Raw genomic sequence first — 25,832 nt, 5'->3', positions numbered from 1 at the left:
CCCTTATCTCCCTGTTGTCTGGATCAACCCCACAAGCAGCCGGAGCGAGGGACCGAAGATGACCGACGACGACACCGCCGATCCCGCTGATGCCGCCCGCCCGCCGGGCGGACCGCCCGAGGGGCCGCCGGGCGGGCTGAAGCCCGACGCGATCGGGTTCGTCGACGCGCTCGTCATCGGGCTCAACTCCACCTCCCCGGCGTACTCGCTGGCGGCGGTCATCGGCCCGGTCGTCGCGCTCGTGGGCGTCTACGCCCCCGGCGTCATGGTCGCCTCGTTCGTGCCGATGCTGCTGATCGCGTCCGCGTTCTACTACCTCAACAAGGTCGACCAGGACTGCGGCACCACCTTCTCGTGGGTCACCCGGGCGATGGGACCGTGGGCCGGCTGGCTCGGCGGCTGGGCCATCACGATGACCGGGGTCCTGGTGGTCGGTTCGCTGGCGGACGTCGCCGTGAGCTTCGCCCTGCTCGCCTTCGGCCTCGACAGCTGGGTCGACGACGACGTCGTACGCCAGTTGCTCACGGTGCTGCTCATCCTCGTGATGACGGCCGTCTGCGTCATCGGCACCGAGGTCTCGGCCAAGGTGCAGAACGTCCTCATCCTCGCTCAGGTCGTCTGCCTGCTCGCCTTCGCGGTGGTGGCGCTCTACCGCGTCTACGCCGACACCGGCACCCTCGACTCCGTCGACCCGTCGATCACCTGGCTCGACCCCTTCGGGCCCGGCGGCGCGGCCCTCACCGGCGCCCTGCTCCTCGGCGTGTTCATCTACTGGGGCTGGGAGTCGGCGGTCAACCTCACCGAGGAGGTGGAGGACTCCGCCACCGCTCCGGGCAAGGCGGGCATCTGGTCGACGGTCATCCTGCTGGTGACGTACGTGTCGGTCGGCTACGCCGTCGTCGCCTACGCCGGAACCGCCTACCTGACCGAGAACGCCGACGACGAGGAGTACATCTTCGCGCTGCTCGCGGGCGAGGTGATGGGTGGCTGGGACTGGGTCGTGCTGCTCGCCGTCTCGACGTCCGCGCTGGCGTCGACGCAGACGACGATCATCCCGGCGTCCCGCACCGCGCTGTCCATGGCCCGCAGGCACGCGCTCCCCGCGTACTTCGGGCACATCGCCCCGCGCTTCCGCACGCCCGACGTGAGCACCTGGTGGGTCGCCGCCATCGCCATCGCCTGGTACGTCGTCGTCAACGAGATCAGCGAGAACGCGCTGTTCGACTCGCTCACCGCGCTGTCGCTGCTGATCGCCTTCTACTACGCGCTCACCGGCGTCGCCTGCGCGGTCTACTACCGCCGCCATCTGACCGAGAGCGTCCGCCACTTCCTGCTCATCGGCCTCGGCCCGCTGGCCGGCGCCGGACTGCTCGCCTGGCTGCTGGTCGAATCGGTCGCCGACATGTCCGACCCCGAGAACTCCTACAGCGGGGTCTCGTGGTTCGGCCTCGGTCCGCCGCTCGTCATCGGCATCGGCATCGCGCTCACGGGTGTGGTGCTCATGGTCGTCCTGCGCCTGGTGACACCCGCCTTCTGGTCGGAACGCCCGGGCGTGGCCGACCCCGACCTCGTCCACGGCAAAGGCAGGGACTCCTGATGGCGATCGTTCTCGGATACGACGAGTCGCCGGGCGCCGCACGCGCGCTGCGGGTCGCCATCGAGGTGTCCGGCCGATACGGCGAGCCCCTCGTGCTGGTGTACGGCGCGGCGGCCCCGGGCGGCAAGGGCGACGAGTACCGCACCCATCGCGAGGCCCTGCACCAGGCCGGACGCCTCGCACTCGAACACGCCGTCACGGCGGCGGACGCGGCCGGCGTACCGACCACCGTCGAGATCATCGACCAGAAACCGGCGCAGGCGCTGATCGACGCCGCCACGCGCCACCGGGCACGGCTGATCGTGGTCGGCACCTGGGGCGAGAGCCCGATGCGCGGGGCCCTGCTGGGCTCGACCCCGCACAAGCTGCTGCACCTGTCGAGCTTCCCCGTCCTGTGCGTGCCGACCCAGGAGTGAGGCACGCGGGCGACTGCTCGCAACGTCCGCCACGGCACCGCGTGGTCGTCAGCCTCCGCGGTGCCACCAGCGGCGTTTCCGCGGCGCGTGGGCCGTCGGCGCCGAGGGGGACGGAGTCTGCGGTGCGTACGGCGTGGGAGGCGGGGGCGTCTCGACGGGCACGGTGCGCAGAGCCTCGCGTATGGCGTCGAACGTGGTCACCGGGTGGTGGCCGAAGCCGTGGTCGTTGGGTGGCAAGGCCACTCCCGCACAGATCAGCTTGAAGCTCGTGCCCTCCCCCGAGACTTCTTGGGGGAGGGCGGTGAACACCGGAGCACCCACGCAGCCCCGGGGGAGTTCGCCGGCCCAGCGGATGGTTCCGTCGTCGGCACGGGCCAGGGTGCCGATCACGACCGCCTGGTCGCGCTCGCCGTTCTCCGGGTCCACGTCGTGGCACAGGGCGTACGCGGGGACGGGGCCCTTGCCGATACGGGCGATGTCCTCGTTCTGGGCCGCGACGCCGTCGGTTATCTCGTCGGTGTTCCAGCGCCAGCCCTTGCGTTCGGCGTAGGTGTGCAGGACCGAGGTGGGCAGGACCGCCACGCCCAGGGTGCCGAGGTGGATCCATCCTTCGGCGAAGTCCAGCATCGCCAGCCTGGAAGCGCTCGGCTCGGGGATGCCCAGCGACGGGCGCAGGGTCACCTCGGCGAGGTCGATCCGGGTCATGTCGCCGGCCGTCACCAGGTATTGCCTGATCACGTCGCCGTCCGGTCCGCTCTCCACGAGTTCGTTGAACCAGAAGGCCGTCGCGTGATCCGTCTCCCGGTTCGCCCGCTTGAAGGGGAGTGTCGCGCCTCCGGCATGACCGATGACGGCGTCGACGGTGGCCTCGTGGAAACTCGGCAGGTCGGGCATGAGGCGGGAGCTTAGCCGTCGGCGGTCCGGTGCCGCCGAAGGGGTGTCGTCCGGTGGCACCGGCGCCACGCCCTCGGGGCAGGGGCGAGCAGGGAGAGGCGGCCGGATGCCCTACCGCTACGGCATCCGGCCACCCCGTGGCCGCAGATGTGCGGTGACTACTGCTCGGGCGCGCCGCCGAAGCGCTCCTTGTACGTCTCCAGGTCGTCCTCCGTCAGCTTCGCGAAGAGGACCGGGGGGACCGTGAAGGGTGTACCGGCCGGGACGAAGTCGAGGGCCTTGGCCTCCTCCGTCGTCACCCAGGCGGCCGTGTCGTCCTTCAGGGCGAAGGCGGCGCGCATGGTGGCCGAGGATGCCGGGATGAAGGGCTCGGAGACCACCGAGTAGAGGTGGATCAGGTTCATCGCGGTACGGAGGGTGAGGGCTGCGGCCTCCTGGTCGGTCTTGATCTCCAGCCAGGGGGCCTTCTCCTCCAGGTAGGAGTTGCCCGCCGACCACAGGGCGCGGAGCGCCGCCGCGGCCTTGCGGAACTGGAGGGCCTCCATCTGGGTCTCGTACTCGGCGAGGAGTGCCGCGATCTCCTCGCCCAGCCGCGTCTCCGGCTCGCCCGCCTCCGCGCCCGCCGGGACCTCCTCGCCGAAGCGCTTCTTCGAGAAGGACAGGACCCGGTTGACGAAGTTGCCCAGGGTGTCGGCCAGGTCCTTGTTCACCGTCGCCGTGAAGTGCTCCCACGTGAACGAGGAGTCGTCCGACTCGGGGGCGTTGGCGATGAGGAAGTAGCGCCAGTAGTCCGCGGGGAGGATGTCGAGGGCCTGGTCGGTGAAGACGCCCCGCTTCTGCGACGTGGAGAACTTCCCGCCGTAGTACGTCAGCCAGTTGAAGGCCTTGAGCTGGTCGACCTTCTTCCACGGTTCCCGGACACCCATCTCCGTGGCCGGGAACATCACGCTGTGGAAGGGGACGTTGTCCTTCGCCATGAACTCGGTGTAGCGCACGTCCGACGCGCCCGCCGGCTCGTACCACCACGACTTCCAGTCGCGGTTCTCCTCCGGGGCCGCGTCCGCCCACTCCTTCGTCGCACCGATGTACTCGATCGGCGCGTCGAACCAGACGTAGAAGACCTTGCCCTCGGCGGCCAGCGTCGGCCAGGTGTCGGCCGGGACCGGGACGCCCCAGTCCAGGTCACGGGTGATCGCACGGTCGTGCAGGCCCTCGGTCAGCCACTTGCGGGCGATGGAGGAGGCGAGCTGCGGCCACTCGTTCGAGACCTGGTCGATCCACGCCTCCACTTCGCCCTGCAGCTTCGACTGGAGGAGGAAGAGGTGCTTCGTCTCGCGGACCTCCAGGTCCGTCGAGCCGGAGATCGCCGAGCGGGGTTCGATCAGGTCCGTGGGGTCCAGGACCCGCGTGCAGTTCTCGCACTGGTCGCCGCGCGCCTTGTCGTAACCGCAGTGCGGGCAGGTGCCCTCGACGTACCGGTCGGGCAGGAAGCGGCCGTCGGCGGGCGAGTACACCTGCCGGATCGCGCGCTCCTCGATGAAGCCGTTCTCGTTGAGCTTGCGGGCGAAGTGCTGCGTCAGCTCGGCGTTCTGCGGGCTGGAGCTGCGGCCGAAGTAGTCGAAGGCCAGCTCGAAGCCGTCGTAGACCGCTTTCTGCGCGTCGTGTGCCTGGGCGCAGAACGCGTCGACCGGGAGGCCCTGCTCCTTGGCCGCGAGCTCGGCCGGGGTGCCGTGCTCGTCCGTCGCGCAGATGTAGAGGACGTCGTGGCCGCGCTGGCGGAGGTAGCGGGAGTACACGTCCGCCGGGAGCATGGACCCCACCATGTTGCCCAGGTGCTTGATCCCGTTGATGTACGGAAGGGCGCTGGTGATGAGGTGTCGAGCCATCGGGGGCTGCTCCCAGGTCGGTTCTCTGACTGCTTCGCGAACCTTGAAATCGTAGCCGACATGGGTGTGCCGCCCGCCTCCCGTTTTAGGGGATGAGAAGCGGGCGGCACGGTGGGACGGGGGCCGGGCTACGGGCGCCAGGCGGCCAGGATGCCCTCGTAGACCTCGGCGTCCGTGAGTTCGCGCGGGGTCTCTCCGGCCAGGAAGTGGGACGTGGTGGACGTCTTCAGCTTGCGGAGGTAGTCGAAGGCCTTGTTCTCCGGGTCGCCGAACGCGACGAACGCGAAGTGGACGGCGGGGTGGTTCCCGGCCGCGTCCGCGAGCGCCTGGTTCGCCGGGGTCTTGGCGTCCGGGGCGCCGTCGGTCTGGAAGACGACGAGGGCGGGGGTGTCGGGGGCCGCCTTCCGGTGCTGGGCGAGGACTTCCTCGACGGCCACGTGGTAGCTGGTACGGCCCATGCGGCCGAGGCCGGCGTGCAGGTCGTCGACCTTGCTCTCGTACGCGTCGAGGGTCAGCTCGCCGGTGCCGTCCAGCTCGGTGGAGAAGAAGACGACCGGGACGGTGGTCTTCTCGGGGTCGAGGTGGGCGGCGAGGGCGAGGGTCTGCTCGCCGAGGGCCTGGGCGGAGCCGTCCTTGTAGTAGCCGCGCATCGAGGCGGACCGGTCCAGCACGAGGTACACCTTGGCGCGGGCGTCCTTGAGGTCCTGCTTGGCGAGTACGGCTCCGGCGGCGTCGTAGGCGGTGCGCAGGCCGGCCGGCACGGGGTCGGCTCCGCCTGGGGTGGCCGCCGGCACGGGGTCGGCTCCGCCTGGGGTGGCCGCCGGCACGGGGTCGGCTCCGCCTGGGGTGGCCGCCGGCACGGCCTCGGCTGCGCCGTCGGCCGCGCCCGTTCTCCCACCCGCACCACCCGTGCGGCTTTCGTCGTCGGCCGCGGGTGCCACCTGCGGGGCGCCCTCGCCGTCGGCGACCGCGGGTTCGGGGGCGGGTTCGGGCTGGGGTGCGGGTTCGGGCTGGGGTGCGGCTTCGGTTTCGGCTTCCCGGTCGGTCGCGGCTTCGGGCTCGGATGCAGTTTCGGGCTCGGGCTCGGAGGCGGCTTCGGGCTCGGGCTGCGGTGCGGCTTCCGGTTCCGGCGCGGCTTCGGGCTCGGAGGCGGTGACCGGCTCCGGGGAGGCTTCGGCCTCCTGCGCGGCCTCCGGCTCGGGTGCCGCGTCGACAGTGGGCTCGGCCTTGGCCTCGGATGCGGCCTCGGGCTCGGCAGAGGCCTCAGCCTGCGGCTCGGCCTGCGGCTCGGCCTGCGGCTCAGCCTCCGCCTCGGCTTCGACTACGGCCTTGGCTTCGACTACGGGCTCGGGCTCGGCCTCGGGCGCCGCCTCGGCCACGGGTGCGTCGGCGGGCTCTGCCACGGGTTCTGCGGCGACCGGCTCGGCTTCGGTGGCCTCGGCCACCGCCTCCGGCTCGGTCTCCTTGGCGGCTGAGTGCTCGGAGTCGGCCTCGGCAGTGGCCTCAGCTGCCGTCTCGGCGGCGGGCTCGGCCTCGGCAACGAGCTCAGCCGTCGGCTGGGGCTCGGCTTCGGCGGCTGCCTCCGGCGCGGCTGCCGACTCGCGCTCGGCCTCGGCTTCCACGTCAGCGGCGGGCTCGGCCTGAGTCGCCGACTCGGCCTCGGCCTCGGCTTCCACCTCGGCGGCGGGCTCGGCCTGAGTCGCCGACTCGGCCTCGGTCACCGCCTCCGGCTCGGCCACCGGTTCGGTCTCGGTCTCAGCTACGGCCGAAGCCTCCGCGTCGGCGGCCGGGGCCACGGACGCAGCCGCGGCCTCCCCCTCGTCTGCCGCAGCCGCAGGCTCGGCCTCGATCGCCGGCTCCGGCTCGGCCGCCACCTCGGCGGCAGCCTTCACCTCCACCTCGGCGGCGGCTTCCGGCGCGGCAGTCGGCTCGGGCTCGGCGGCAGCCGTCACCTCGGGCTGGGGCTCGACGGCAGCCGCCACCGTCGGCTCGGGCTCGGCGGCCGGCGTCGGCTCGGCTTCCGGGGTCTTCGCGTCGGGAGTCGCCACCGTGTCCGCCGCCGGGGTCTTCGCCTCGGGAGTCGCCACCGTGTCCGCGGCCGGGGTCTTCGCGTCGGGAGTCACCGTGGTGTCCGCGGCCGGGGTCTTCGCCTCGGCCTCCGTGGCCGCATCCTTCGCGTCGGCCTCCGTGGTGGGCGCGGGCGTCTCCTGCGCCTCGCGCTCGCCGCCCCGCGGCTTCGGCACCGTGACGTTGTCGAAGGCCGCGGAGACGAGGTCGTCGGCGACGGAGGTGGGCGGCGTAGGCGCCGCGGGCTCGGGCTCGGCAGCCTGGGCCGGAACCCTCGGCTCGGCCGGCGCGGAGCCGTCGGTCGACTCCGGCGAGGAAACCCGCTCCGCCTCCTGCGAAGAATCCGTGTCGCGCCCCTTGCGTGAGCGACTGAACGCATTCCGCAGAAGAGAGAGAATGCCCATGTGCGCAACCCTTCGGGTGAGTTGAAGCCGTCAATCCCTGGCCAGGACGGACACGTAAGGTTAGCGGCCGGGCGTGGCGATCTTGGGGTGGGGCGGGGCGCTTTCACTATCCCCGCCACCCCGCGCTGTCAACACCGCCTGGACCGCCGCAGGTTCACCCCTTGTTCACCTCGCGTCCCCGTGCTCGAACGCACGCCCCCCTAGCGTCGCGCTCACACCAAAATGTACAAAGAGCATCGAGGAGCGCGCTGTGCGCAAGCTGCTGCCCATGATCGGCTCGCATCCCGGCGGCCGTTCCGCCCTGACCTGCCGGTTCCGCTGTGGTGACGCCTGCTTCCACGAGGTACCGAACACCAGTGCCAACGCCTATGTGGGTGACGTCATCGCGAGCGCGCTGAGCCGCCGCTCGGTGATGCGGGCCGCCGCCGTCGTCTCCGTGGCCGGCGCGGCCGGTACGGCCGTCACGCTGGGTGGCGCCCAGCCCGCCGCCGCGGCCACGACGGCGGAATCCGCCGAGGCCGCCAGGAACGCGGCGGCCAGGAGCAAGAACAAGGCCGCCCGCGGTCTGCGGTTCACCGCCGTCGAGCCGAACACCGCCGACACCGTGACCGTCCCCGAGGGGTACGAGCAGAACGTCGTCATCCGCTGGGGTGAGCCCATCCTGCGCGGCGCCCCCGCCTTCGACCCCGAGAACCAGACGGCCAAGGCCCAGGCCGGGCAGTTCGGCTACAACAACGACTTCCTCGCGCTGCTCCCGCTCCAGGGCGAGCGCGACCGCAAGCTGCTCGTCGCGAACCACGAGTACACCGACGAGATCCTGATGTTCCGCGGCTACAACGCCGCCAACCCGACCCGCGACCAGGTCGAGGTCGCCTGGGCCGCGCACGGTCTGTCCGCCGTCGTCGTCGAGGAGGACCGGCGCACCGGCAAGCTCACCGCCGTGCCCCGCCACCAGCTCAACCGGCGGGTCACCGCCACCACCGAGTTCCGGCTGACCGGCCCCGCCGCCGGCTCCGACCTGCTCAAGACCTCCGCCGACCCGACCGGCCGCAAGGTCCTCGGCACCCTCAACAACTGCTCCGGCGGCACGACCCCCTGGGGCACCACGCTGCACGGCGAGGAGAACTTCAACCAGTACTTCGCCAACAGCAGCCGTCCGACCGACAAGCGGTACGGCGTCGGCACCGGTGCCACCGAGCGCAAGTGGGAGCGGTTCGACAAGCGGTTCGACGTCGCCCAGGAGCCGAACGAGGTGCACCGCTTCGGGTACGTCGTCGAGTTCGACCCCTACGACCCGTCCTCCACGCCGCGCAAGCACACCGCGCTCGGGCGGTTCAAGCACGAGGCGGCCACCATCCGGCTGACCTCGGACGGGCGTCCGGTCGTCTACTCCGGTGACGACGAGCGCTTCGACTACTTCTACAAGTTCGTCGGCAGCAAGCGGATGAAGAAGGGGTCGAGCCGCGTCGTCCGCGAGCACAACCTCTCGCTGCTCGACGAGGGCACGCTCTACGTCGCCAGGCTCACCGGCGACTCCCCGGCCATCGAGATCGACGGCACGGGCAAGCTGCCGGCCGACGGCGAGTTCGACGGCGCCGGTGAGTGGATCCCGCTGGCCACCGCCACCGCCAAGGGTGCCGTCTCGCACGTGGACGGGATGACGGCCGACGAGGTGTTCGTCTTCACCCGGCTCGCGGGCGACAAGGTCGGCGCCACGAAGATGGACCGTCCCGAGGACATCGAGCCCAACCCGGTCACCGGCAAGGTCTACGTCGCCCTCACCAACAACACCAACCGCGGTGTCGGCTCCAACGCCAAGGCGGACGAGGCCAACCCGCGCAACGCCAACAAGCACGGCCAGGTCCTCGAACTCACCGAGCACCGCAACCGGCCCGAGAGCACGACGTTCGGCTGGCTGCTGTTCCTCGTCGCGGGCGACCCCGAGGACCCGGCGACCTACTTCGCCGGCTTCCCCAAGGAGCACGTCAGCCCGATCTCCTGCCCGGACAACGTCGCCTTCGACCCGCACGGCAACCTGTGGATCTCCACCGACGGCTCGCAGCTCGGCTCGCACGACGGTCTGTTCGGTGTCGCCACGCGCGGCAAGCGGCGCGGTGAGCTGAAGCAGTTCCTGACGGTCCCGAGCGGCGCCGAGACCTGCGGCCCGATCATCCAGGACCGCCGCGTCCTGGTCGCCGTCCAGCACCCGGGCGAGCTGGACGGGGCCACCGTCGAGAAGCCGAAGAGCACCTGGCCCGACGGCCCGGGCACCTACGTCCGCCCGGCGGTCGTCGCGGTGTGGCGCGCGGACGGCGACGACATCGGCGTCTGATCCCGTTCGCACACATGCGAATGCGGGCCGTCCTCCTGTCGGGGAGGACGGCCCGCACGTCTTTCGGTGCCGCGTGGTTCAGGGAGCCAGGCAGCTGACGCCCGGGAGGCCCGCCGGGTCCACGAGGGCGGCCGGGTCGGCGAGCACGGCCGGGTCGACCAGCTCCGTCACGCCGGCCGGGGTCTCGGTGACGCAGGTGACGGTGGCGACGGGGTCCGGGATCGCCTGGGCGGCGGGGGCCGCGGCGCCGGCGAGGGCGAGGGTTCCGAGCAGGACGGTCGCGGTGCGACGCATGAAAAATCCCCTTATAGGTAGGGCGGTTGAACAGGATTGATCATGTCTGCTTTTCGGCTGCGCATTCGCCCTCAGTCACCCGTGCGGGGATGACGTAACGATTCGGCGCCCTGCGCCCGGTTGACCTGCTCAGCGGGGCGAGGTGATCGCCCGCGCCGCCGCGACCTCCTGGCGCAGCGGCTCCAGCACGCTCCCGGGCGGTCCGCTGAGGTCGGAGCGCACCTCGTAGAGGGTCTCGGTCCTGCGCAGCCCGTCCGACAGCTCCCGCAGCTGCAGCGCGACCCGGTCGACCTCGGCGGCGGACGGCGGCTGCGCGCCCTGCTTGATCCGGACCCGCGCGGCCGTCGTCGCGTCGACGATCCGCTCGGCCGCCACGACCAGCGGCCACCAGGCGGCCGCCCGCCGGCCGATGGGCGGCGGTTCGGTCAGGGCCCGCTGGAACTCCGTACGGATGGCGGACAGGTCCCGGTACAGACGGCGGCGCATCCGGGTCCGGTCGGCGGGGTCGGCCGGCTCCGCGCCGAAGGCCGCCTCGACGTACGCGGCCGTGTCGGCGACGGCGTCCGCGAGGCGGGCGCCGACCCGGGCGTGCCAGCTCTCCGGCCAGAGCAGATAGCCGGCGACCAGCGCGATCGCGCAGCCCATGAGGGAGTCGACGAGACGCGGCACCAGCAGACCGGTGCCCTGGTGGTTGAGGACGTCGGACAGGAGCAGGATCACCGGGGTGATGGCGGCCGTCTGATAGCCGTAGCCCCGGGGGGTGAACACCGGGATGAGCGGCGCGAGCAGCAGCATCACCGGCACGTCCCACCAGCCGCGCGGCACCTCCGCGAGGATCCCGGCCGCGACCACCAGCCCCACGACCGTGCCGAGCGCGCGCAGCAGCGCCCGCGAGAACACCGACCCGAAGTCCGGCTTCAGGACGAACGTGATGGTCAGCGCCACCCAGTACGAGCGCGGTACGGGTACGAGCGACACCAGGGCCTGGGCGATGCCGATGCACAGGGCGAGCCGCAGGCCGTAGCGCCAGGAGGCACCGGACAGGGCGACGTTGCGGGCGACCCGGGCGGCGCGCACGCCCAGCGGGGCGGGGCCTCCGGACCGGTCGCCGGCTTTTCGCAGCGCGTCCGGCGACTTCTCGGTGGCGACGTCGGCGGCGTGCCGCAGCGCCTGGTCGACGGCCCGCCCGATCTCGCTGCGGGGCTCCGGCAGCCGCAGCCCCAGCGGCCCCGAGTACCCCGTCTCGACGGCTTCCGCGAGATGCCGTACGGCCACCGGGATCTCGGCGGGCAGCGGCCGGCCGGACAGCCGTACCGCGGGGGCGGCCTCCACCAGCGGGGTGATCGCGTTCAACTGGGCCAGCAGCCGCACCAGTTCGGGGCTGCGGCCGTGGTGGCGGGCGCGGCGGGCGAGGACCAGGTCGTAGGACTGGTTGAGGGACTGGGTGACGATGTGCCGGGCCGCGTCGTAGGCGTCCGTGTGGCCGGCGGGATCGTCCGTGGTGGTCGTCGCGAGCAGGTCGGCGACCTTGCGGTAGGTGTCCGCGACGGCGTCCCGTTCCGGTACGCCCGCCCTGAGCGGCCAGGCGAGCAGGGCCATGGCGAGGACGAGGAGGCCGCCGCCGGTCATCAGCACCGGGGCGAGCCACCACTGGCCCGGCATCGGCAGACCCGCGCCCACCACCGAGTTGAGGAGCAGGAGCAGCCCTGAGACGGAGGCCACGGCGCCGATCGACGAGATCATCCCGGAGACGAGCGCGGCCAGGGTGAGCGCCGCGACGGTGATCCAGCCCTGCCCGTACACCAGCGAGCCGAGCGTGATGCCGACGGCGGCGAACAGCTGGGGGACCGCGATGTTGAGCAGCCGCATCCGGTACGCGGCGGCCGTGTCGCTGATGACGCCCGAGAGGGCGCCCATGGAGGCGAGCGCGCCGTACTCGGGCCGGCCGGCGGCAAGTCCGAGCGCGAGCGGCAGCGTCAGCGCGACCGCCGCGCGGGCGACGGCCGGCCGGTTGACCGGGGTCGGCTGCGGCCGGAGGTTCCGCACCAGCCAGTCGGGCGGGGCGAGGCCGATGGGGAACGGGCGGGACATGCGCCCATTATGACCGGGGGGTTCCGGGGGTTCCGGGGAGCCTGTGTGCCCGTCGGTTCACGTGCGGCGGTGCAGGTCGAGGTCGACGGTGACGGCGTTGTGGTCGGTGCCCGGCAGCTTGACGAAGCGGACCTCGCGGGCGGAGAAGTCCTCGCGCGAGACGAGGACGTGGTCGATCTGGGCGCCGAACCTCGGGGTCGTGGCGGAGGGCCAGGTCGGTCTGCGGTCCTGTCCGGTCAGCCGGGCAGCGTCGCTCAGGCCGGTGTCGAGGATGGCGCGGAAGGCCGCGTGGTCCTGGGAGGCGTTGAAGTCGCCGGCCAGGATGGTCGGCGTGCGGGTGTCCTTCGCCGCGTACGCCCGCAGCGCGTCGAGCTCCTGCCGCCAGGTGTCCAGCGTTCCCGGGAGCGGCGGCATGGGGTGCGCCAGCTGCAGCCGTACGGGCCGGCCCTCGATGTCGGCGACCGCGGCGGGCATGCCCATCGAGCCGGGGATCGGGTCGGCGGCCTTCAGGGGGTAGCGGCTGAGGATGACGGAGCCGGTGGAGCCGTAGCCCTCGACGGACTGGCGGTGGGGGTAGAGCGGGGTCTTTCCGCTCAGGTCCCCGAGGGCGTCGCGGAGTCTGGCCGAGCAGGTGACCTCGCACTCCTCGACGAAGACGATGTCGGGGCGGTCGCGGCGTACGGCCCTGACGAGGGCGTCGGTGGCGTGGCCGAACTGCACGTTCGACGTCATCACGCGCACCTCGGCGAGCACCGGGCCGGTCGGCTCGGTCGCCTTTCCGTACGGCTCGATGTACCAGGCGAGCGCGCCGAGGACCACGACGCCCCAGGTCAGGCCGGTCCACCAGCGGGCTGCGAGGGAGAGGAGGAGGGCGAGGGCGGTGGGGGCGAGGAGCCAGGGCAGGAACGCGAGGAGTTGGGGGACCGGGGTGAAGGCGTCCACGTCGGCCGCGCGGGAGGCGACGACGAGGGTGACGCCGAGGAGGAGCAGGGTGGCGAGGGCGGCCTTGCCGCGGTGCCGCTTGCGCGGGGGTGGGGGCGGGGTTGCCTCCGGTGCCGGGTCCGGCATCGGCTCCGGCCGCTCGATGGTCGCGCTCTCCACGGGCCGGTGCCTCTCGTTCTTGTTGCGGGGTCCTTTTAAGGACGGGTGGGGCGGGGAGAAGGTTGCGTTGTCCGGTGCGGTCCGGTGGGGGTTCTCGCGCAGTTCCCCGCGCCCCTTCGAGGCGCGGGGAACTGCGTGGTCAGCCGCGCCCCCCTTCGAGGCGCGGGGAACTGCGTGGTCAGCCCTCGCTCGGCCGTGGTCGGGCAGGGTGGGTCACCCGCGGGCGTGGGAGTCCGGGGAGTTCGCCAGGGACCAGATCACGAACACCGCGGCGCCGATGCAGATGAGGGACCAGATGGGCGCGTACGGCAGGAACATGAAGTACTCGATGGCGAACAGGGACGTCAGGGCGATCCCCACCGCGCGGGCCCAGGTCTGACCCTGCATGACGCCCCAGCCGGTGGCCAGGACGGCGAGTCCGAGCACCAGGTGGATCCAGCCCCACGTGGTGAGGCTGAACTTGAAGACGTAGTCACCGATGTCCGTGTACACGTCGTCCGTGGCGATCCCCGCGATGCCGTTGAGGACGCTCATGACGCCGATGGCCATCATCAGGACACCGGCGAAGACCATCCCGCCGTGGGCCCACTCCGAGCGGGCGTCCCGGTGGTGCGCCGACGTCTCCTGCGACGTCGGGTTCGAACGCGGTGCGGTGCTGTGCTGGGCCATGAGGGCCTCCTCCGACGGATGGACAGCTCACCCGCATGCTCACGCGGCGGGGGTGGCGCCGCATGTGGTGTAGGCCGAACGGGTGAATCACGGCCCCGGGGGCCTCCCCCGGTCCAGCCGGTCCAGCCGGTCCAGCCGTGCCAGGAAGCCCTCCAGCGCCTTGTCGAACGCGTCCGGCCGCTCCAGGTTCGGCAGGTGGGCGGCGCCGTCGACGACGTGGAGGGTGGAGTCGGGGAGGGCGGCGTGCATGGCCTCGGCGTCGGAGACGGGGGTGTACTCGTCGTCGGCGCCCACGACGACCAGGGCGGGCACGGTGACGCGGGTGAGCAGATCCCGGTAGTCGGGGCGCTCGGCGCGGCCGCGCAGGGCCGCCGCCGCGCCCACCGGGTCGGTGGCCGTCATCATGCGGCGCACATGGGCCGCGACCTCCGCGTCCGCGTACGGCGCGACCATCTTGAACAGCACCTCGTCGGCGTACCCCGTCATGCCCTCGCGCAGCAGCCGGTCGGCCATGGCGTTCCGGTCGCGCCGGCCCTCGGGCGTCTCGGCGGCGGGGAAGGTGTCGGCGAGGAGGAGTCCTCGGACGCGGTGCGGGTACTGGCGGTAGCACTCCATCGCGATCTGGCCGCCCATGGAGAGGCCTCCGAGGACGAACTCGGAGATCCCGAGGTCGTCGAGGAGCGCGGCGATGTCCTCGGCGAACGTGGACAGCGGGGTGACGCCCGGGACCACGGGGGAGGCGCCGTAGCCGCGCAGATCGGGGGCGACGACGCGGCGGGAGGCGGCGAACTCGGTGATCTGGGGGTGCCACATCGTGCGGTCGAAGGGGTGGCCGTGGATCAGGACGAGAGGGAGGGAGCGGGACGGGCCCGCTTCCCCTTTGTCCTCGTATGCGAGGAAGGTGGTCATGGACACGACCCTAGGGTCGCCCGACTGGTCGGTGCAATAAGATCTTTGCCCTCGGTGCAATGTGAGGAGGCCGGGGCAGGGCGAGCGGGAGGTGGGGGACGGTCGTGGCCGACTACCGGCGTATCGCCGATCGCATCGCGGACGACATCGCCGCCGGACGGCTGCGGCCCGGTGACCGGCTGCCGCCGCAGCGGATGTTCGCGCGGCGGCGGGGGATCGCCGGGTCGACCGCCGGGCGGGTGTACGCGGAGCTGGTGCGGCGCGGGCTGGTGGTGGGCGAGGTCGGACGCGGGACGTTCGTGCGGGCGGCGCCGCCCGGGTCGGCCGGGAGGGCGCTGGCGGAGCCGGCCGGTACCGCTCCCGTGAACCTGGAGCTGAACTACCCCTCCGCGCCCAACCAGTCGGAACTGCTGGCCGCCGGGATCGCGCCGCTGCTGCGCCCCGACGTGCTGACGGACGCGCTGCGCACGGCCCCGGCGACCGGGACGGCCGCCGCGCGCGAGGCCGCCGCCGGGCTGCTCGCCACGGCCGGCTGGCGCCCGGCCCCGGACCGGTTCCTCTTCACCGGCAACGCCCGCCAGGCCATCGCCGCCGCCCTCGCCCTCCTCGTACGGCCCGGGGGCCGCGTCGGCGTCGAGGCGCTCACGTATCCGCTGGTCAAGGAGATCGCCGGGCGGCTGGGGGTGACCCTGGTGCCGCTCGCGACGGACGGGGAGGGCGTGCGGCCGGAGGCCGTGGCCGCCGCGCATCGGTCGGCGCCGCTGTCGGCGGTGTACGCGCAGCCGACGCTCCACAATCCGACGTCCGTGACGGCTGGAGACGTACGGCGGGCTGAACTGGCGCGTGTGGTACGGGAGTTGGACCTGCCGGTGATCGAGGACCGGATCTGGTCCTTCCTCGTGGACGGCGACCCCGGCGCGGGGGCGCCGGTGCCGCCGCCCCTGGCCGCGTACGCGCCGGAGCGGGTGTTCGTCGTCGACGGGCTGTCCAAGCGGGTGGCGCCGGGCCTGACGGTCGGGTTCCTGGTGGTGCCGGAGGGGCGGGCCGAGGGGCCGCGGAGGCCTTGCGCTCGGGGGGCTGGGCGGCGGGACGGTTCGCGCTGGAGGCGGGGGTGCGGTGGATCGCGGACGGCACCGTCGGACGGCTGGTCGCGGCGAAGCGGGCGGACGCGGCGGCGCGGCAGCGACTGGTCGCCGAGCATCTCGCGGGGTTCGCCGTGCGGGGCGATCCGCGGGCCTACTACGCCTGGTGGGAGTTGCCGGAGCCGTGGCGCGCCGACACGTTCCGCGCGGCGGCGGCGCGGCGGGGGGTCGCGGTGACCCCCGGGTCCGCGTTCGCCGTGCCCCTGGTGAGGGCCGGCCGGCGGGCGGGGGCGGCGGTGCGGGCCGCCCCCGCGGTTCCCGCGTCCGACTGCGTCAGGCTCGGACTCGCGTCGGTTCCTCCGCCGGAGCTGGCGGGGGCGCTGCGGACGCTCGCCGAAGTCGTACGAGGTACCCCGTGAGCCAGGCGGTCGCGGCCACGGTGGTGCCGAGGCCCAGCAGGCCCCAGGTGACGCTGCGGAGGGTGGCGGTCAGGGCGTCGTAGACGGCGCCCGCGGCCGCGGGCGAGACGTCCGGGGGCAGGTCGGCCAGGGTGAGGTGGCGGCCGAGGGCGACGGCGACGCCGAGCAGCGCCCCGCCGAGAGCCGTGCCGAGGCCCGTCGCGCAGACGGCCCGGCGGCGTTGTGTCGCGACAAGGATGCCACCGGCGGCCAGCGCGAGCGCGCCGACCGGGAGCCAGAACGCGGCGATTTCGAGCACGCGATATCCCTTCCGAAGCTGAACCAGTTCCGTGGCCGACACCACCTCGACCTCGGTGTGCGCGACCGGGATGCGATGGGCGAACGGCACGTGGTCGCGGACGAGTTGACGCTTGACGCGTTCGCCGATCGGCGCGAGGTCGAGCGTCACCGACCGGGCCCCGCCACCGCCGCCGTCCCCGCCGTACGTGCCCTCCTCGCGCACCGCCGTCAGCACCGCGTCGTGCGCCTCCAGGTTCGCCAGGTGCCAGGCCGTGCGGAACGCCTCCGTCCGGGTGAAGGAATGCGCCGCGTCGTACGTGAAGTCCCGTACCGGTCCCCGCAGTCGTGGCCCCACCCGCACCTCGCGCAGGATCCCGGTGGCGACCGCGTCCGCGAGCGCCTCCTGGACGGCGGGGTCGGCGGCCAGCGGTGCCATGACGGCCTCGTACCGGGTGCGGTCCGCGATCTCGTACGTCGCCCACGCCGCGAGCGCGCCCACCGGCGCGAGCAGGCAGGCGAGCACGGTCAGCGCGGCCGACAGGGTGCCGCGGGCACGAGGGGACACCCCTCAAGGCAAGACCCCCTCCCGGCAGCGCGCGAGCGCTCCCGCCCGGGGTGACTGCGAATGGCCCCGCAGGACAAGCCGAACGGGGCCACCGGGCCGGGTCCTCCGGTGGAGCGCTCACCCGAACGGGTGTTACCTGGAAGGGAGGTGACAGGGGGTGGTGAGGGGGTGCTGAGGAGGCCGAGCATGCGTGGTAATTCGGGTACGTCGGTCCTGCGGGGCCTCGTCGCGGCCGGGATCACGGGTGGTGTGCTGACGGTGACGGCGCTCGGGACGGCGTCCGCGGCGGTGGATCGCGCGGCGGACCGCTCGCACCGGGACCACGAGGGTTCCGTCCGCGGCACGATCGTCGCCCGCGGCGATCTGAACCTCCGCGAACAGCCGACCACGCACTCCCGCGTCGTCGGCTTCCTCGCGCCCGGCAGTCAGACCCGCGTCGACTGCGTGGTGCGTGGCCAGAAGGTGTCCGGCGACCGGGACTGGTACTGGCTCGCGGACGCGCGCGGCTGGGCGAGCGCCGTGTACGTCGACACCCACGGCCGGTCCGTCCCCGCGTGCACGGACCCGTGCCCGCGCTGGAAGGACTGCGATCCCTGCCAGGACGGGCACGGGCACGACGACCGGAACGGGTCCGTCTCGTTCACCTGGACCTTCACGGCCTCCGGTACCTGGGAGTGGACGCAGGACTGAGAACCGCAAGGGCGGACCTGACGGACCTGACGGACCGAGCGGCCACCGGCTCACCGCAGCCGGTGGCCGGCCGCGTCCTCGTGCGTGTAGTAGCGGTAGAAGTTCACCGCGAGGAATCCCGCCGCGACGGCGAGGGACATGCCCACGGACCGCAGCACGGAGTGCTGGGACGCCTGGCTGTACAGGAACCCGAACGCGCAGCCCGCGAAGGCGGCCCAGAGAGCGGCGTGCAGTTCGCGGCGCAGCCGGGGGGCCACGGCCAGTACGGCCGTGTGGAGCGCCGCGAACACGAACGCGACGACGAGGCCGAAGAGGACGTTCCAGCCGGTGATGGGGCCGGCGTCACGGGTCAGGGCCGCGGCCCAGTAGCCGTAGACGAGGCCGAGGACCACGGGCACGATCCGGTTCGCGAGCACGTGCGTGCGCTCGCTGAACACATCGGGCGTGGCCTGCGCCGCCGACCTGCCCGCAGCCGAGGGCCTGCCCGGAATCACCGGCCGGCCCGGAGTGGGTGCCGCTTGCGCCATGGGAGCACTCCTCTCTACCCGCCCCCGCGCTTCTCCGCCCCGACTACCAGACCACACCTGGGAGCACCCCGTGGCAAGTCGGACGACGAGGACTGTGCCGGGGCCGGGGCCGGGGCCGGGGGCGCCGCCGACGCCTCGGGGCGGGTGGCCGGGATGCGCCGGGCGTGGGGGCGTGTTTCGCTGTGGGGCATGCGGATGCGGATGCCGGGGCCGCGTGTGCGTCGGGAGCCGGACCCCGCCGAGCGGCAGCTGCCGCTGCGGGTCCGCGGGCATGACATCACCTGGCTCCCGCCGCTGGTGCTGCTGCTCGCCGTGCCGACGCTCGACTGGTTCACCGGCGGCGACTTCCGGGTCATCTCCTGGCTGGTGCTCGTACCGGGCCTGGCCGCCGCCGTCTGCGGGGTGTGGACGACGGCGCTGTTCGCGGCGCTCTCGATGCTCATGTACGTCGTGGGTGACAACTCCTGGCCGCACCAGTACCGCACCGGCCTGCCCGACTTCGTCCTCGTCGCCCTCGGCGGGATCCTCTCCGTGCTCGCCTGCGCGGTACGGCTGCGCGGGCAGGAGAGGATGCTGCACATGCGGGCCGTCGTCGACACCACCCGCCGTATCCTCCTGCGCCAGCTGCCACCGGACGTCGGCGGCCTCGACCACGCGGAGATCTACCTCGCCGCCGACAGCCAGGCCCGCGTGGGCGGCGACTTCTACGACATCCAGCCCAGCCCGTACGGCACGCGCGTCGTCGTCGGCGACGTCCAGGGCAAGGGGCTCGCGGCGGTGGAGGCGGCGTCGGTGCTGCTCGGCACGTTCCGCGAGGCCGCCTACTGCGAGGCCGACCCGGTCACCGTGGCCGAGCATCTGGAGACGCGGATGGTGCGGCACGTGCGGTACTGCGCCCACGTCGGCCGCGACGACTCCGAACGCTTCGCCACCGCCGTCCTCCTCGACTTCCCCGAACTGCGCAGCGAACGGACCGACTGGGGGCCCGACCTCACCGGGCTGGACGCGGTCACCGTGGACATCGTCAACTTCGGCCACGAACCCCCGCTCCTGGTCCGCCCCGACGGCGTCCGTTTCCTGCCGTTGCGCGACGGACTCCCGCTGGGCCTCGGCGGGCTGGCCCCGCGCACACCCCGGACGGCCACGGTCCGGCTCGCTCCGGAGGAGACCTTGCTCCTGGTCACGGACGGCGTGACGGAGGCCCGCGACGGCAACGGGGAGTTCTTCCCTCTCCGCGAGTACCTCACCCGCGCCCTCGCCGCCGGGCCGCCCGCGCTCGACCCCGCTTCGCTGGTCCGGCTCGTCCGCGACGGCGTCCTCGCGCACACCGGCGGCGGCCTCGACGACGACACGACGATCTTCGCGGTGCGCCGGGCGTCGGAGCCGATGCGCAGGGGGCCCGGGGCCCCGCCGTGACCGGTCCCGCCCCCCTCCTCCCCTGCCCCTTTCCCCGTTCGCACGCGCAGCGGTTACCGTGCTGACTGGCGTACGTGATCGACGGGGAGGGAACGATGCCCGGAACAGTGCTGCTGCTCGCGGCCTCGCCCATGGGCAGGGGGTGCCTCGTGGACGCGGCCTCCGTGCTCCCCGTACTGGCGGCCGTCACACCCGAGGTGCTGTCCGGCACGGGGACGGCGAACGTCGTCGAACTGGCCGATCCGCTGGAGCCGCAGGCCGTCCTCACCCGGCTGCGCGCGGCGGCCACCGCGCCGGGCCCGCTCACCGTGTACCTCACGGGACAGCTCCAACTCGACCGCCGACAGCGGCTCGTGCATCTGGCGCTGGCGCGTACGACGCCGGCGACCGTGCGGTACACGGCGTTCCCCTGGCACTGGATCGTGGAGGAACTGCGGCTGCGTGCGCCCGGATCCACGACCCTGTTCGTCGATCTGCACGCCGACGCGGAGGTGTGGCGGCAGCTGGCGGGGCAGCCGCTGTCGGCCGGTGTCGGGGTGAGCCTGTACGGGCGGATCGCGCCGCCCGCGGGCGGGGTGCGGCGCGGGCCTGCCGCACCGGGGTACATGAAGGCGCTGGCGACGATACTGCGCAGTGGGCAGCGGCCGGCGCCGGGAGCGCTCCATGAGCAGGTGCTCGCGCGGACGGGGGGCTACGGGGATCTGGTGCTGGCGTGGGACGCCACGGTGCCCGGTGCGCGGGTGCCGCACGGTGCGGCCGCTCCCGTGGTCGACCCAGTGGTCGCGCCGGTGGCCGCCGACCCCCACAGCGCCATCGCCGTCGCCGTCGAGGCCGGGCGGCATTCCGAGGCCGCCGGGCTGGCCGCGCGGTGGGAGCAGGGGGCGCTGCGGGAGTTCGGGGACGGGTCGGAGGAGGTGCTGCACTGGCGGGAGGTGCGGGCCGACCTGGCGATGTTCGCGGGGGACGCGGCCGGCAGCTGTGAGGCCTGGATGGGGGTCGCGGGGTCGCGGCTCGCGGCGGGGCGGCTCGCGCGGGACCCCGTGGTCGAGGCGGCGGTCGACCGGGCGCACCACCAGTGGGGACTGGTCACGGACGCGGGACGAGCCCTCGAACTCGGTGCCGTCCTCGTGGAGTTGCGCGGCCGGGTACCGGGGCGGCGCGCCGGGGCCCTGGAGCACGCCCGGCAGCGACTGGCCGAACTGCGGCAGGGAGAAGGCGAGTTGAGGTCGGCCCAACACGTACCCGGTTAGCCGAGCCGGTCGATGAGCCGTCGTCCGTTCGTCGTAGATCGATGAGCCGTCGATCAGGGCGAATGCCGGGCCGACCTCGGAGGGGAGTCGTACGAGGCCGCACCGCACTGCACAAGGTGGACACCGTACGTTGATCACTTAAGCGGTCACCGTTCCGGAACGGATCGGAGTTCGATCAGAGAATGATCAGAAACTCCCCAGCCGCCCGCAAAGTCCACCCCCTGTCACAACCCGTGGGCTAGGACGGGTGGGCTGGGACGGGTGGGTCAGGACAGGCCGGTCAGGACGGGGTGGGTCAGGACGAGGCCGGGATCAGCACCCTGAACCACGCCCCCCGGTGCGACGGATGGGACGGCTCCAGCGTGATCGTCCCGCCGTGGGCCGTCGCGATCGCCGCGACGATGCTGAGGCCGAGCCCGCTTCCGGCGGCCCGCGTCTCCTCACCGCGTACGAAGGGGTCGAACAGCCGGGCGCGCAGGTCGTCCGGGATTCCGGGACCGTCGTCCAGGATCTCGATCACCCGGTGGCCGTCCTCCGTGCCGAGCCCCAGTGTCGTCGTGGTGCCCGGCGGGGTGTGGACCCGCGCGTTGGCCAGCAGGTTGGCGACCAGCTGGTGCAGCCGCAGCGGGTCGCCGGTGACCGTGTGGTCCCCGGGGGCGAGCAGCAGCCGCACGGGACGGTCGGGGTGGCAGTCGCGGGCGGCGGAGACCGCGTCGCGGCACAGCTGGGCCAGGTCCACGCAGGTCAGCTGGAGGGGCTGGCCGAGGTCGAGGCGGGTCAGCAGCACGAGTTCGTCGATGAGCGTGCTCATCCGGCCGACCTCGGTGGCGATCCGGCCGAGCGCCTCCTGCCGCATGGGTTCGTACGCGGGGTCGCCGACCCGGGCGAGTTCGGCGTAACCGGAGATCGTGGTCAGGGGGTTGCGCAGTTCGTGCCCGGCGGCCGCCATGAACTCCCGCAGCCGTCGCTCGGTGTCCTCCCGCTGGCGCACCTCACGGCGGCCGAGCCGGCGCGCGCCGAGCAGGACGGTGGCGAGGAGCGGGAGGGCGGCGGCCGTCTCGACCTGGAGGAGGCGCTCGACCGCCCGCCGGTCCTCCGTCGTCGACCTGGCCGTGACGACGTAGCCGCCCTTGTGCCTCCGGTCCGTCTCCGGCACGCGCACCACCTTCGCCCGGTAACTCTCCCCGAAAGCCGAGGGGTTGGACCGGTCCGCGTACGCCTTCAGCCGGGCGGGCGAGAGCGCCGGGAACGCGGGGAGTCCCTCGGATCCCGGGTGGCGCTCCACGACCCTGCCGTCGGCGTCGAGGACGAGAACCAGGTCGTTCCTGCCGAGGAGCGGGCCCGGCACCGCACCCGCACCCGGCACCGCACCCGGACCGCCGAGTGCGCCCCCCAGTTCACCGGCCCTGATGATCTCCTGGTCGGTGCGGGCGGCCAGATGCTGGGCGAGGGTGTGGGCCGAGAGGGCGGCGACCGCGCCCAGCGTGGTGAGGGTGGCGATCAGCCAGAAACCGACGGTGCGCCGGCCCGCGTGATGGGGGCGGATCGGCTGTTCGACGGGAGGCAGGGGCCGGCCGGGGTGCGGCCGTCGGCACGTGTCAGTCGGCGCGAGCATCCCGGCCGCCCTGATGTTCTCGCCCAGCCCGGTGAACCCGCTCATCCGACCAGCTTTCCGTAGCCCTCGTCGTCGTTGCCCGCCCCTCCCCCCGAGGCCCCCGTTCCGTCGCTCAGTTCGTGCACAGCTGGTAGCCCACGCCCCTGACGGTCCGTATGAGGGACTGGCCCGGCTCGCCCAGTTTGCGGCGCAGGTAGTAGATGTACGTGTCGACGACCCCGGACCCCTCGTCGCGGTGGTTCCAGACACGTTCCTGGATCTGGCCCCGGGACAGGACGCGGCCGGGGTTCTCCATGAGGTAGCGCAGGAGGGCGAACTCGGTGGTGGTCAGCTCGACGGGGCGGTCGGCGGCCCAGACCTGATGGGCGTCGGCGTCGAGCTGGACCACGCCGGCGCGCAGCCGGTTGCGGTCGGGCGCGGGGTGGCCGCCGCCGGCCCGGCGCAGCAGGGCGCGGACGCGGGCGGCGACCTCCTTCAGCTCGAACGGCTTGGTGACGAAGTCGTCGCCGCCCATGTCCAGCCCGCGCACCCGGTCGTCGACGCCGCCGAGCCCGGTGAGGAAGAGGACCGGGACCGCGTTGCCCCGGTCGCGCAGGGTCCGGCACACCTCGAAGCCGCCCAGGTCGGGAAGGTTGACGTCGAGGAGGATCAGATCGGGGTCGTACCGCGTGACGGCCTGCAGTGCCTGCCGGCCCGTCGCCGCGGCGGTCACCTGGTATCCGAGGAACTCCAGCGCCATGGTCAGCATGGACCTGATCCCCTCCTCGTCGTCCACGACGAGGAGGCGTCCGGTGGGCCCCGGGGTGCCCGTCGGCGGGGACTGTGGGGCCGGAGTCGCTGAGGGGACTGCTGATGGGGCGGAGGGCACAGGGGTGGTCATGTCCTGGTCCTTTGCGGCCGTGACCTCATATTGAGATCTCAAGTTTCGGCGGAGTCCGTATCGTCACACGTACCGGCAGGTAAGGGAGAGCAGTTGGGGATTCATGCGGAATGACTCCTTCCTTGCTTTCGTCCCACGACAGCGGCGAGCGCCGCCGGTGGACCCGTGGATCCGCCGACGGCGCTCGCCGTGATGCTGCCTACGGCCGCCCGGTACCGCTCGGACCGGCCGCCCCGTGTGCGTCTAGCTGGTGTAGATGAAGTACTTCCACGCCCCGTACGTCGTGGTGTTGACGTTGTCGCCCGAGGTCGTGTCGTGGTACTCGGAGCGGAAGCGCAGGCGGACGTTCGTGGTCGGGGTGCCGGTGAGGGTGATGTCCGACCCGCCGGAGGTGCCGAGGGCGAAGTACTCGGCGCCCCAGTCCTGCCACGAACCGTCGATGTTGAACTGCAGCTGGAGGCGCTGCTGACGGTTCGGGTAGTACGTCATCACGGTCTTCAGGACGGGGTCCTTGGACTTGCGGATGTAGTGGTACTTCTGGCCCCAGGCCGTCCGGGTCTTGTAGTGGCCCGAGATCGACGACGAGATCTTGACCTTGGTGTAGACGGTGTTGGTGACGGTCTTCGCCTTGTAGCGCGAGTCGCCCGCGAACTTCGCCGAGAGCTTGGTGTCACGCTTCAGGTCGACGGTGACCGACAGGTTCCCCTGCGAGTTCACCGTCCCCGACTTCACCAGCTTGTTCGGCCGGTCGGAGCCGTACGGGTCGGCCCAGATCTCGACCTTGCGGTTCTTGTACGTCGTGCCGAGGTGCGCGGTGAACTTCACGTCCGCGCCGTACGCGTAGGTCTTGCGGTTCTTGTCCAGCGTCAGCGTGGGCGTCGCCCGCGAGACCTCGACGGTGTCGGAGGCGGACGCGGCGGTGTGGTCCGCGTCCCCCGCGTACTTCACGGTGTACTTGACCTTGCCGCCGGCCGGCGGGGTGTCGGAGAAGCTGTAGGTGCCGTCGGCCGCCACGGTCACCGCGGCGAGGGCCTTGCCGGACGGGGACTCCAGGTCGGTGCGGGTCACCGTCAGCTTCACCCCGGCCGGGAACGCCGCCTTCGAGGTGACCTTGCCCTTGACCGTGAGCTTCTTGGCGCGGGTGGCCGTGGCGGGGGCCTCGACCGTGATCGACGTGAGCGCCGTGGTGGGGGCGTCCAGTGTGCGCAGCGAGTACACGCCCTCGTCGTTGTACGTCACCGCGAACAGGCGGGAGCCGTCCGGCGCCCAGGCCAGGCCGGAGTCGGGCAGCTCGTCGCCGCCGCTGCCATTGCCCGTGTTCGGGAAGTCGTACTCCCGGATCGACGTGGTGGAGCCCGGCTCGTAGATGTAGATGTCGGGCTCGTAGATGCCGTCGATGCCCGCCGCGACCGTGCCGTCGGGCGCGATGGCGACCGAGTTCGGGTAGGTGTCGCTGGCGTAGGTGCCGTCCGGCGTCAGGTCGGAGGTCTTGAAGACCTGGTGGTGGTACGGGGCGCCGCTGGCCACGACGACGTGCTGCCCGCCCGGGGTGACGGCGAGGTCGCCCATGTTCCCGCCGTTCGTGCTCGCGGCGGCGGTACGGGTGGCGGTGCCCGACGAGACGTCGTACACGGCCAGGTTGCTGCCGCCGGGCTCGCCCGCCACCAGGGTGCCGGAGCCGGGGACCGAGTCCAGCATCGGCGCGTAGTACCAGAGGCGGGTGGTGTCCTGGTCGAGGGCGACCACGGGCTCCTCGCCGGACAGGTCCAGCGAGCCCAGCTCGCCGTCGCCGGTCGCGCCGTAGCCGAACCAGACCTTGCCGCCGGCCACGGCGACACCCACCGGGGCGTCGCCCACCGGGTAGCGGGCCGACTCGGTCTCCGTCGCCGTGTCGACGGCCACGATCGTGTCGGCGTCGCGCACGGCCCCGTACAGCGTGCCGGAGTCGGCGGACAGCTCCAGGCCCTGGACGCCCGGCAGGTTCGTGAACTGCTTGCGGACGATGCCGTAGTAGTCGGTGACGACGATCTTGCCGTTGTTGGGGTCGCTGATGAAGACCCGCTGGTGGACGCCGTCCACCACGATGTCGGCGCTCGACGCGACCGGCAGCACCTTGGTGCTGTCGGCGGACGCCGTCGGCGCGATGGCGAGTGCGGCGGAGCTGAAGAGGACTGCCAGCGCGGTGGCAGCCGGAAGAGTGCGCATACGCACGGTGTCGAACCCCCCGGGGAACGAAAGAAATGGGCGCGTCGTCGCGCGGGGCCGGTGTGTTCGACCTGTGCGGCGCGTGTGACGCGTGTGAAGCGTGTGCGAAGACTAAGTCATGCCACTGACAAGAGGGTCACAGGGGGTGGCGGAGAACTCAATGGGTTTACGTGAGGGAAGGGGCCGACCCCGGCGGCGGGGGGAGTGCCGTCGGGGCCGGATCCTTTCCGCGTCCGCTCCTGTG

The 25,832-nt window shown here is 72.6% G+C and carries 19 protein-coding genes and 1 pseudogene; 7 read left to right on the top strand and 13 right to left on the bottom strand.

Annotated features, from left to right (window positions below):
- Positions 1 to 58: 58 nt before the first annotated feature.
- The gene (locus ACWCRJ_RS00950) at positions 59 to 1,597 is read left to right on the top strand and encodes an APC family permease (protein WP_450937255.1); all 1,539 of its coding nucleotides are present in this window, start codon (positions 59 to 61) and stop codon (positions 1,595 to 1,597) included.
- Positions 1,597 to 2,013 carry a universal stress protein gene (locus ACWCRJ_RS00945; RefSeq protein ID WP_450937254.1) on the top strand — a complete coding sequence of 139 codons (417 nt, stop codon included), beginning with the start codon at positions 1,597 to 1,599 and terminating at the stop codon, positions 2,011 to 2,013. Before ACWCRJ_RS00950 ends, ACWCRJ_RS00945 begins: the two co-directional genes overlap by 1 nt.
- Before the next feature lie 48 nt (positions 2,014 to 2,061).
- Here ACWCRJ_RS00945 and ACWCRJ_RS00940 read toward each other — a convergent pair whose 3' ends face one another.
- From ACWCRJ_RS00940 to ACWCRJ_RS00930, 3 genes are all read right to left on the bottom strand, one after another.
- The gene (locus tag ACWCRJ_RS00940; protein WP_450937253.1) at positions 2,062 to 2,907 is read right to left on the bottom strand and encodes a hypothetical protein; all 846 of its coding nucleotides are present in this window, start codon (positions 2,905 to 2,907) and stop codon (positions 2,062 to 2,064) included.
- Between the two features lie 158 nt (positions 2,908 to 3,065).
- Entirely contained in the window at positions 3,066 to 4,793 is a 1,728-nt protein-coding gene (metG, locus tag ACWCRJ_RS00935; RefSeq protein WP_450937252.1) for a methionine--tRNA ligase, read from the bottom strand.
- A 128-nt stretch (positions 4,794 to 4,921) separates the two neighbouring features.
- On the bottom strand, positions 4,922 to 7,264 hold the full coding sequence (locus ACWCRJ_RS00930) for a VWA domain-containing protein (RefSeq protein ID WP_450937251.1): 2,343 nt from the start codon (positions 7,262 to 7,264) through the stop codon (positions 4,922 to 4,924).
- 250 nt (positions 7,265 to 7,514) lie between these two features.
- Here ACWCRJ_RS00930 and ACWCRJ_RS00925 point away from each other — a divergent pair, with 250 nt between their 5' ends.
- Positions 7,515 to 9,596 carry a PhoX family protein gene (locus ACWCRJ_RS00925; protein WP_450937250.1) on the top strand — a complete coding sequence of 694 codons (2,082 nt, stop codon included), beginning with the start codon at positions 7,515 to 7,517 and terminating at the stop codon, positions 9,594 to 9,596.
- Positions 9,597 to 9,674: 78 nt separating this feature from the next.
- Here ACWCRJ_RS00925 and ACWCRJ_RS00920 read toward each other — a convergent pair whose 3' ends face one another.
- The 5 genes from ACWCRJ_RS00920 to ACWCRJ_RS00900 all read right to left on the bottom strand — a co-directional run bounded on the left by ACWCRJ_RS00920 (position 9,675) and on the right by ACWCRJ_RS00900 (position 14,660).
- Complete coding sequence (locus ACWCRJ_RS00920) at positions 9,675 to 9,890, bottom strand: hypothetical protein (protein ID WP_005483158.1); 216 nt, start codon at positions 9,888 to 9,890, stop codon at positions 9,675 to 9,677.
- A 129-nt stretch (positions 9,891 to 10,019) separates the two neighbouring features.
- Positions 10,020 to 11,981 (bottom strand): FUSC family protein, encoded by a 1,962-nt coding sequence (locus ACWCRJ_RS00915; protein WP_450937249.1) that lies wholly within the window; start codon positions 11,979 to 11,981, stop codon positions 10,020 to 10,022.
- Positions 11,982 to 12,038: 57 nt separating this feature from the next.
- Positions 12,039 to 13,082: an endonuclease/exonuclease/phosphatase family protein gene (locus ACWCRJ_RS00910; RefSeq protein WP_450937248.1), complete on the bottom strand. Its 1,044-nt coding sequence runs from the start codon at positions 13,080 to 13,082 to the stop codon at positions 12,039 to 12,041.
- 213 nt (positions 13,083 to 13,295) lie between these two features.
- A complete protein-coding gene (locus tag ACWCRJ_RS00905) occupies positions 13,296 to 13,751 on the bottom strand; it encodes a DUF7144 family membrane protein (protein ID WP_450937247.1) in 456 nt (151 codons plus the stop codon).
- Between the two features lie 87 nt (positions 13,752 to 13,838).
- Positions 13,839 to 14,660: an alpha/beta fold hydrolase gene (locus tag ACWCRJ_RS00900; RefSeq protein WP_450937246.1), complete on the bottom strand. Its 822-nt coding sequence runs from the start codon at positions 14,658 to 14,660 to the stop codon at positions 13,839 to 13,841.
- Positions 14,661 to 14,764: 104 nt separating this feature from the next.
- On the opposite strand from ACWCRJ_RS00900, the pseudogene ACWCRJ_RS00895 reads away from it, so the two are divergent.
- Positions 14,765 to 16,161, top strand: a pseudogene (locus ACWCRJ_RS00895) (aminotransferase-like domain-containing protein).
- On the opposite strand, the gene ACWCRJ_RS00890 reads toward ACWCRJ_RS00895, so the two are convergent.
- Entirely contained in the window at positions 16,076 to 17,005 is a 930-nt protein-coding gene (locus ACWCRJ_RS00890) for a hypothetical protein (RefSeq protein ID WP_450937245.1), read from the bottom strand. The pseudogene ACWCRJ_RS00895 and the gene ACWCRJ_RS00890 sit on opposite strands and share 86 nt — an antisense overlap.
- 186 nt (positions 17,006 to 17,191) lie before the next feature.
- Here ACWCRJ_RS00890 and ACWCRJ_RS00885 point away from each other — a divergent pair, with 186 nt between their 5' ends.
- Complete coding sequence (locus ACWCRJ_RS00885) at positions 17,192 to 17,695, top strand: SH3 domain-containing protein (protein WP_450937244.1); 504 nt, start codon at positions 17,192 to 17,194, stop codon at positions 17,693 to 17,695.
- Positions 17,696 to 17,745: 50 nt separating this feature from the next.
- Here the strand turns inward: ACWCRJ_RS00885 and ACWCRJ_RS00880 are convergent, their stop codons facing one another.
- Positions 17,746 to 18,222, bottom strand: coding sequence for a hypothetical protein (locus tag ACWCRJ_RS00880; protein ID WP_450937243.1), 477 nt, complete (start codon positions 18,220 to 18,222; stop codon positions 17,746 to 17,748).
- A 189-nt stretch (positions 18,223 to 18,411) separates the two neighbouring features.
- Here ACWCRJ_RS00880 and ACWCRJ_RS00875 point away from each other — a divergent pair, with 189 nt between their 5' ends.
- Both ACWCRJ_RS00875 and ACWCRJ_RS00870 read left to right on the top strand, forming a co-directional pair.
- Complete coding sequence (locus tag ACWCRJ_RS00875) at positions 18,412 to 19,638, top strand: PP2C family protein-serine/threonine phosphatase (protein WP_450937242.1); 1,227 nt, start codon at positions 18,412 to 18,414, stop codon at positions 19,636 to 19,638.
- Between the two features lie 95 nt (positions 19,639 to 19,733).
- A complete protein-coding gene (locus ACWCRJ_RS00870) occupies positions 19,734 to 20,888 on the top strand; it encodes a hypothetical protein (protein WP_450937241.1) in 1,155 nt (384 codons plus the stop codon).
- Positions 20,889 to 21,183: 295 nt separating this feature from the next.
- Here ACWCRJ_RS00870 and ACWCRJ_RS00865 read toward each other — a convergent pair whose 3' ends face one another.
- The 3 genes from ACWCRJ_RS00865 to ACWCRJ_RS00855 form a co-directional block, all read right to left on the bottom strand.
- Complete coding sequence (locus tag ACWCRJ_RS00865; protein WP_450937240.1) at positions 21,184 to 22,548, bottom strand: sensor histidine kinase; 1,365 nt, start codon at positions 22,546 to 22,548, stop codon at positions 21,184 to 21,186.
- A 67-nt stretch (positions 22,549 to 22,615) separates the two neighbouring features.
- Positions 22,616 to 23,278 (bottom strand): response regulator transcription factor, encoded by a 663-nt coding sequence (locus ACWCRJ_RS00860; RefSeq protein WP_005483177.1) that lies wholly within the window; start codon positions 23,276 to 23,278, stop codon positions 22,616 to 22,618.
- Positions 23,279 to 23,626: 348 nt separating this feature from the next.
- Entirely contained in the window at positions 23,627 to 25,588 is a 1,962-nt protein-coding gene (locus ACWCRJ_RS00855) for a YncE family protein (RefSeq protein WP_450937239.1), read from the bottom strand.
- Between the last annotated feature and the right edge of the window lie 244 nt (positions 25,589 to 25,832).

The organism is Streptomyces sp. NPDC002324 (genome assembly GCF_053593335.1).
This window is presented reverse-complemented; position numbering and strand designations above follow the sequence as displayed.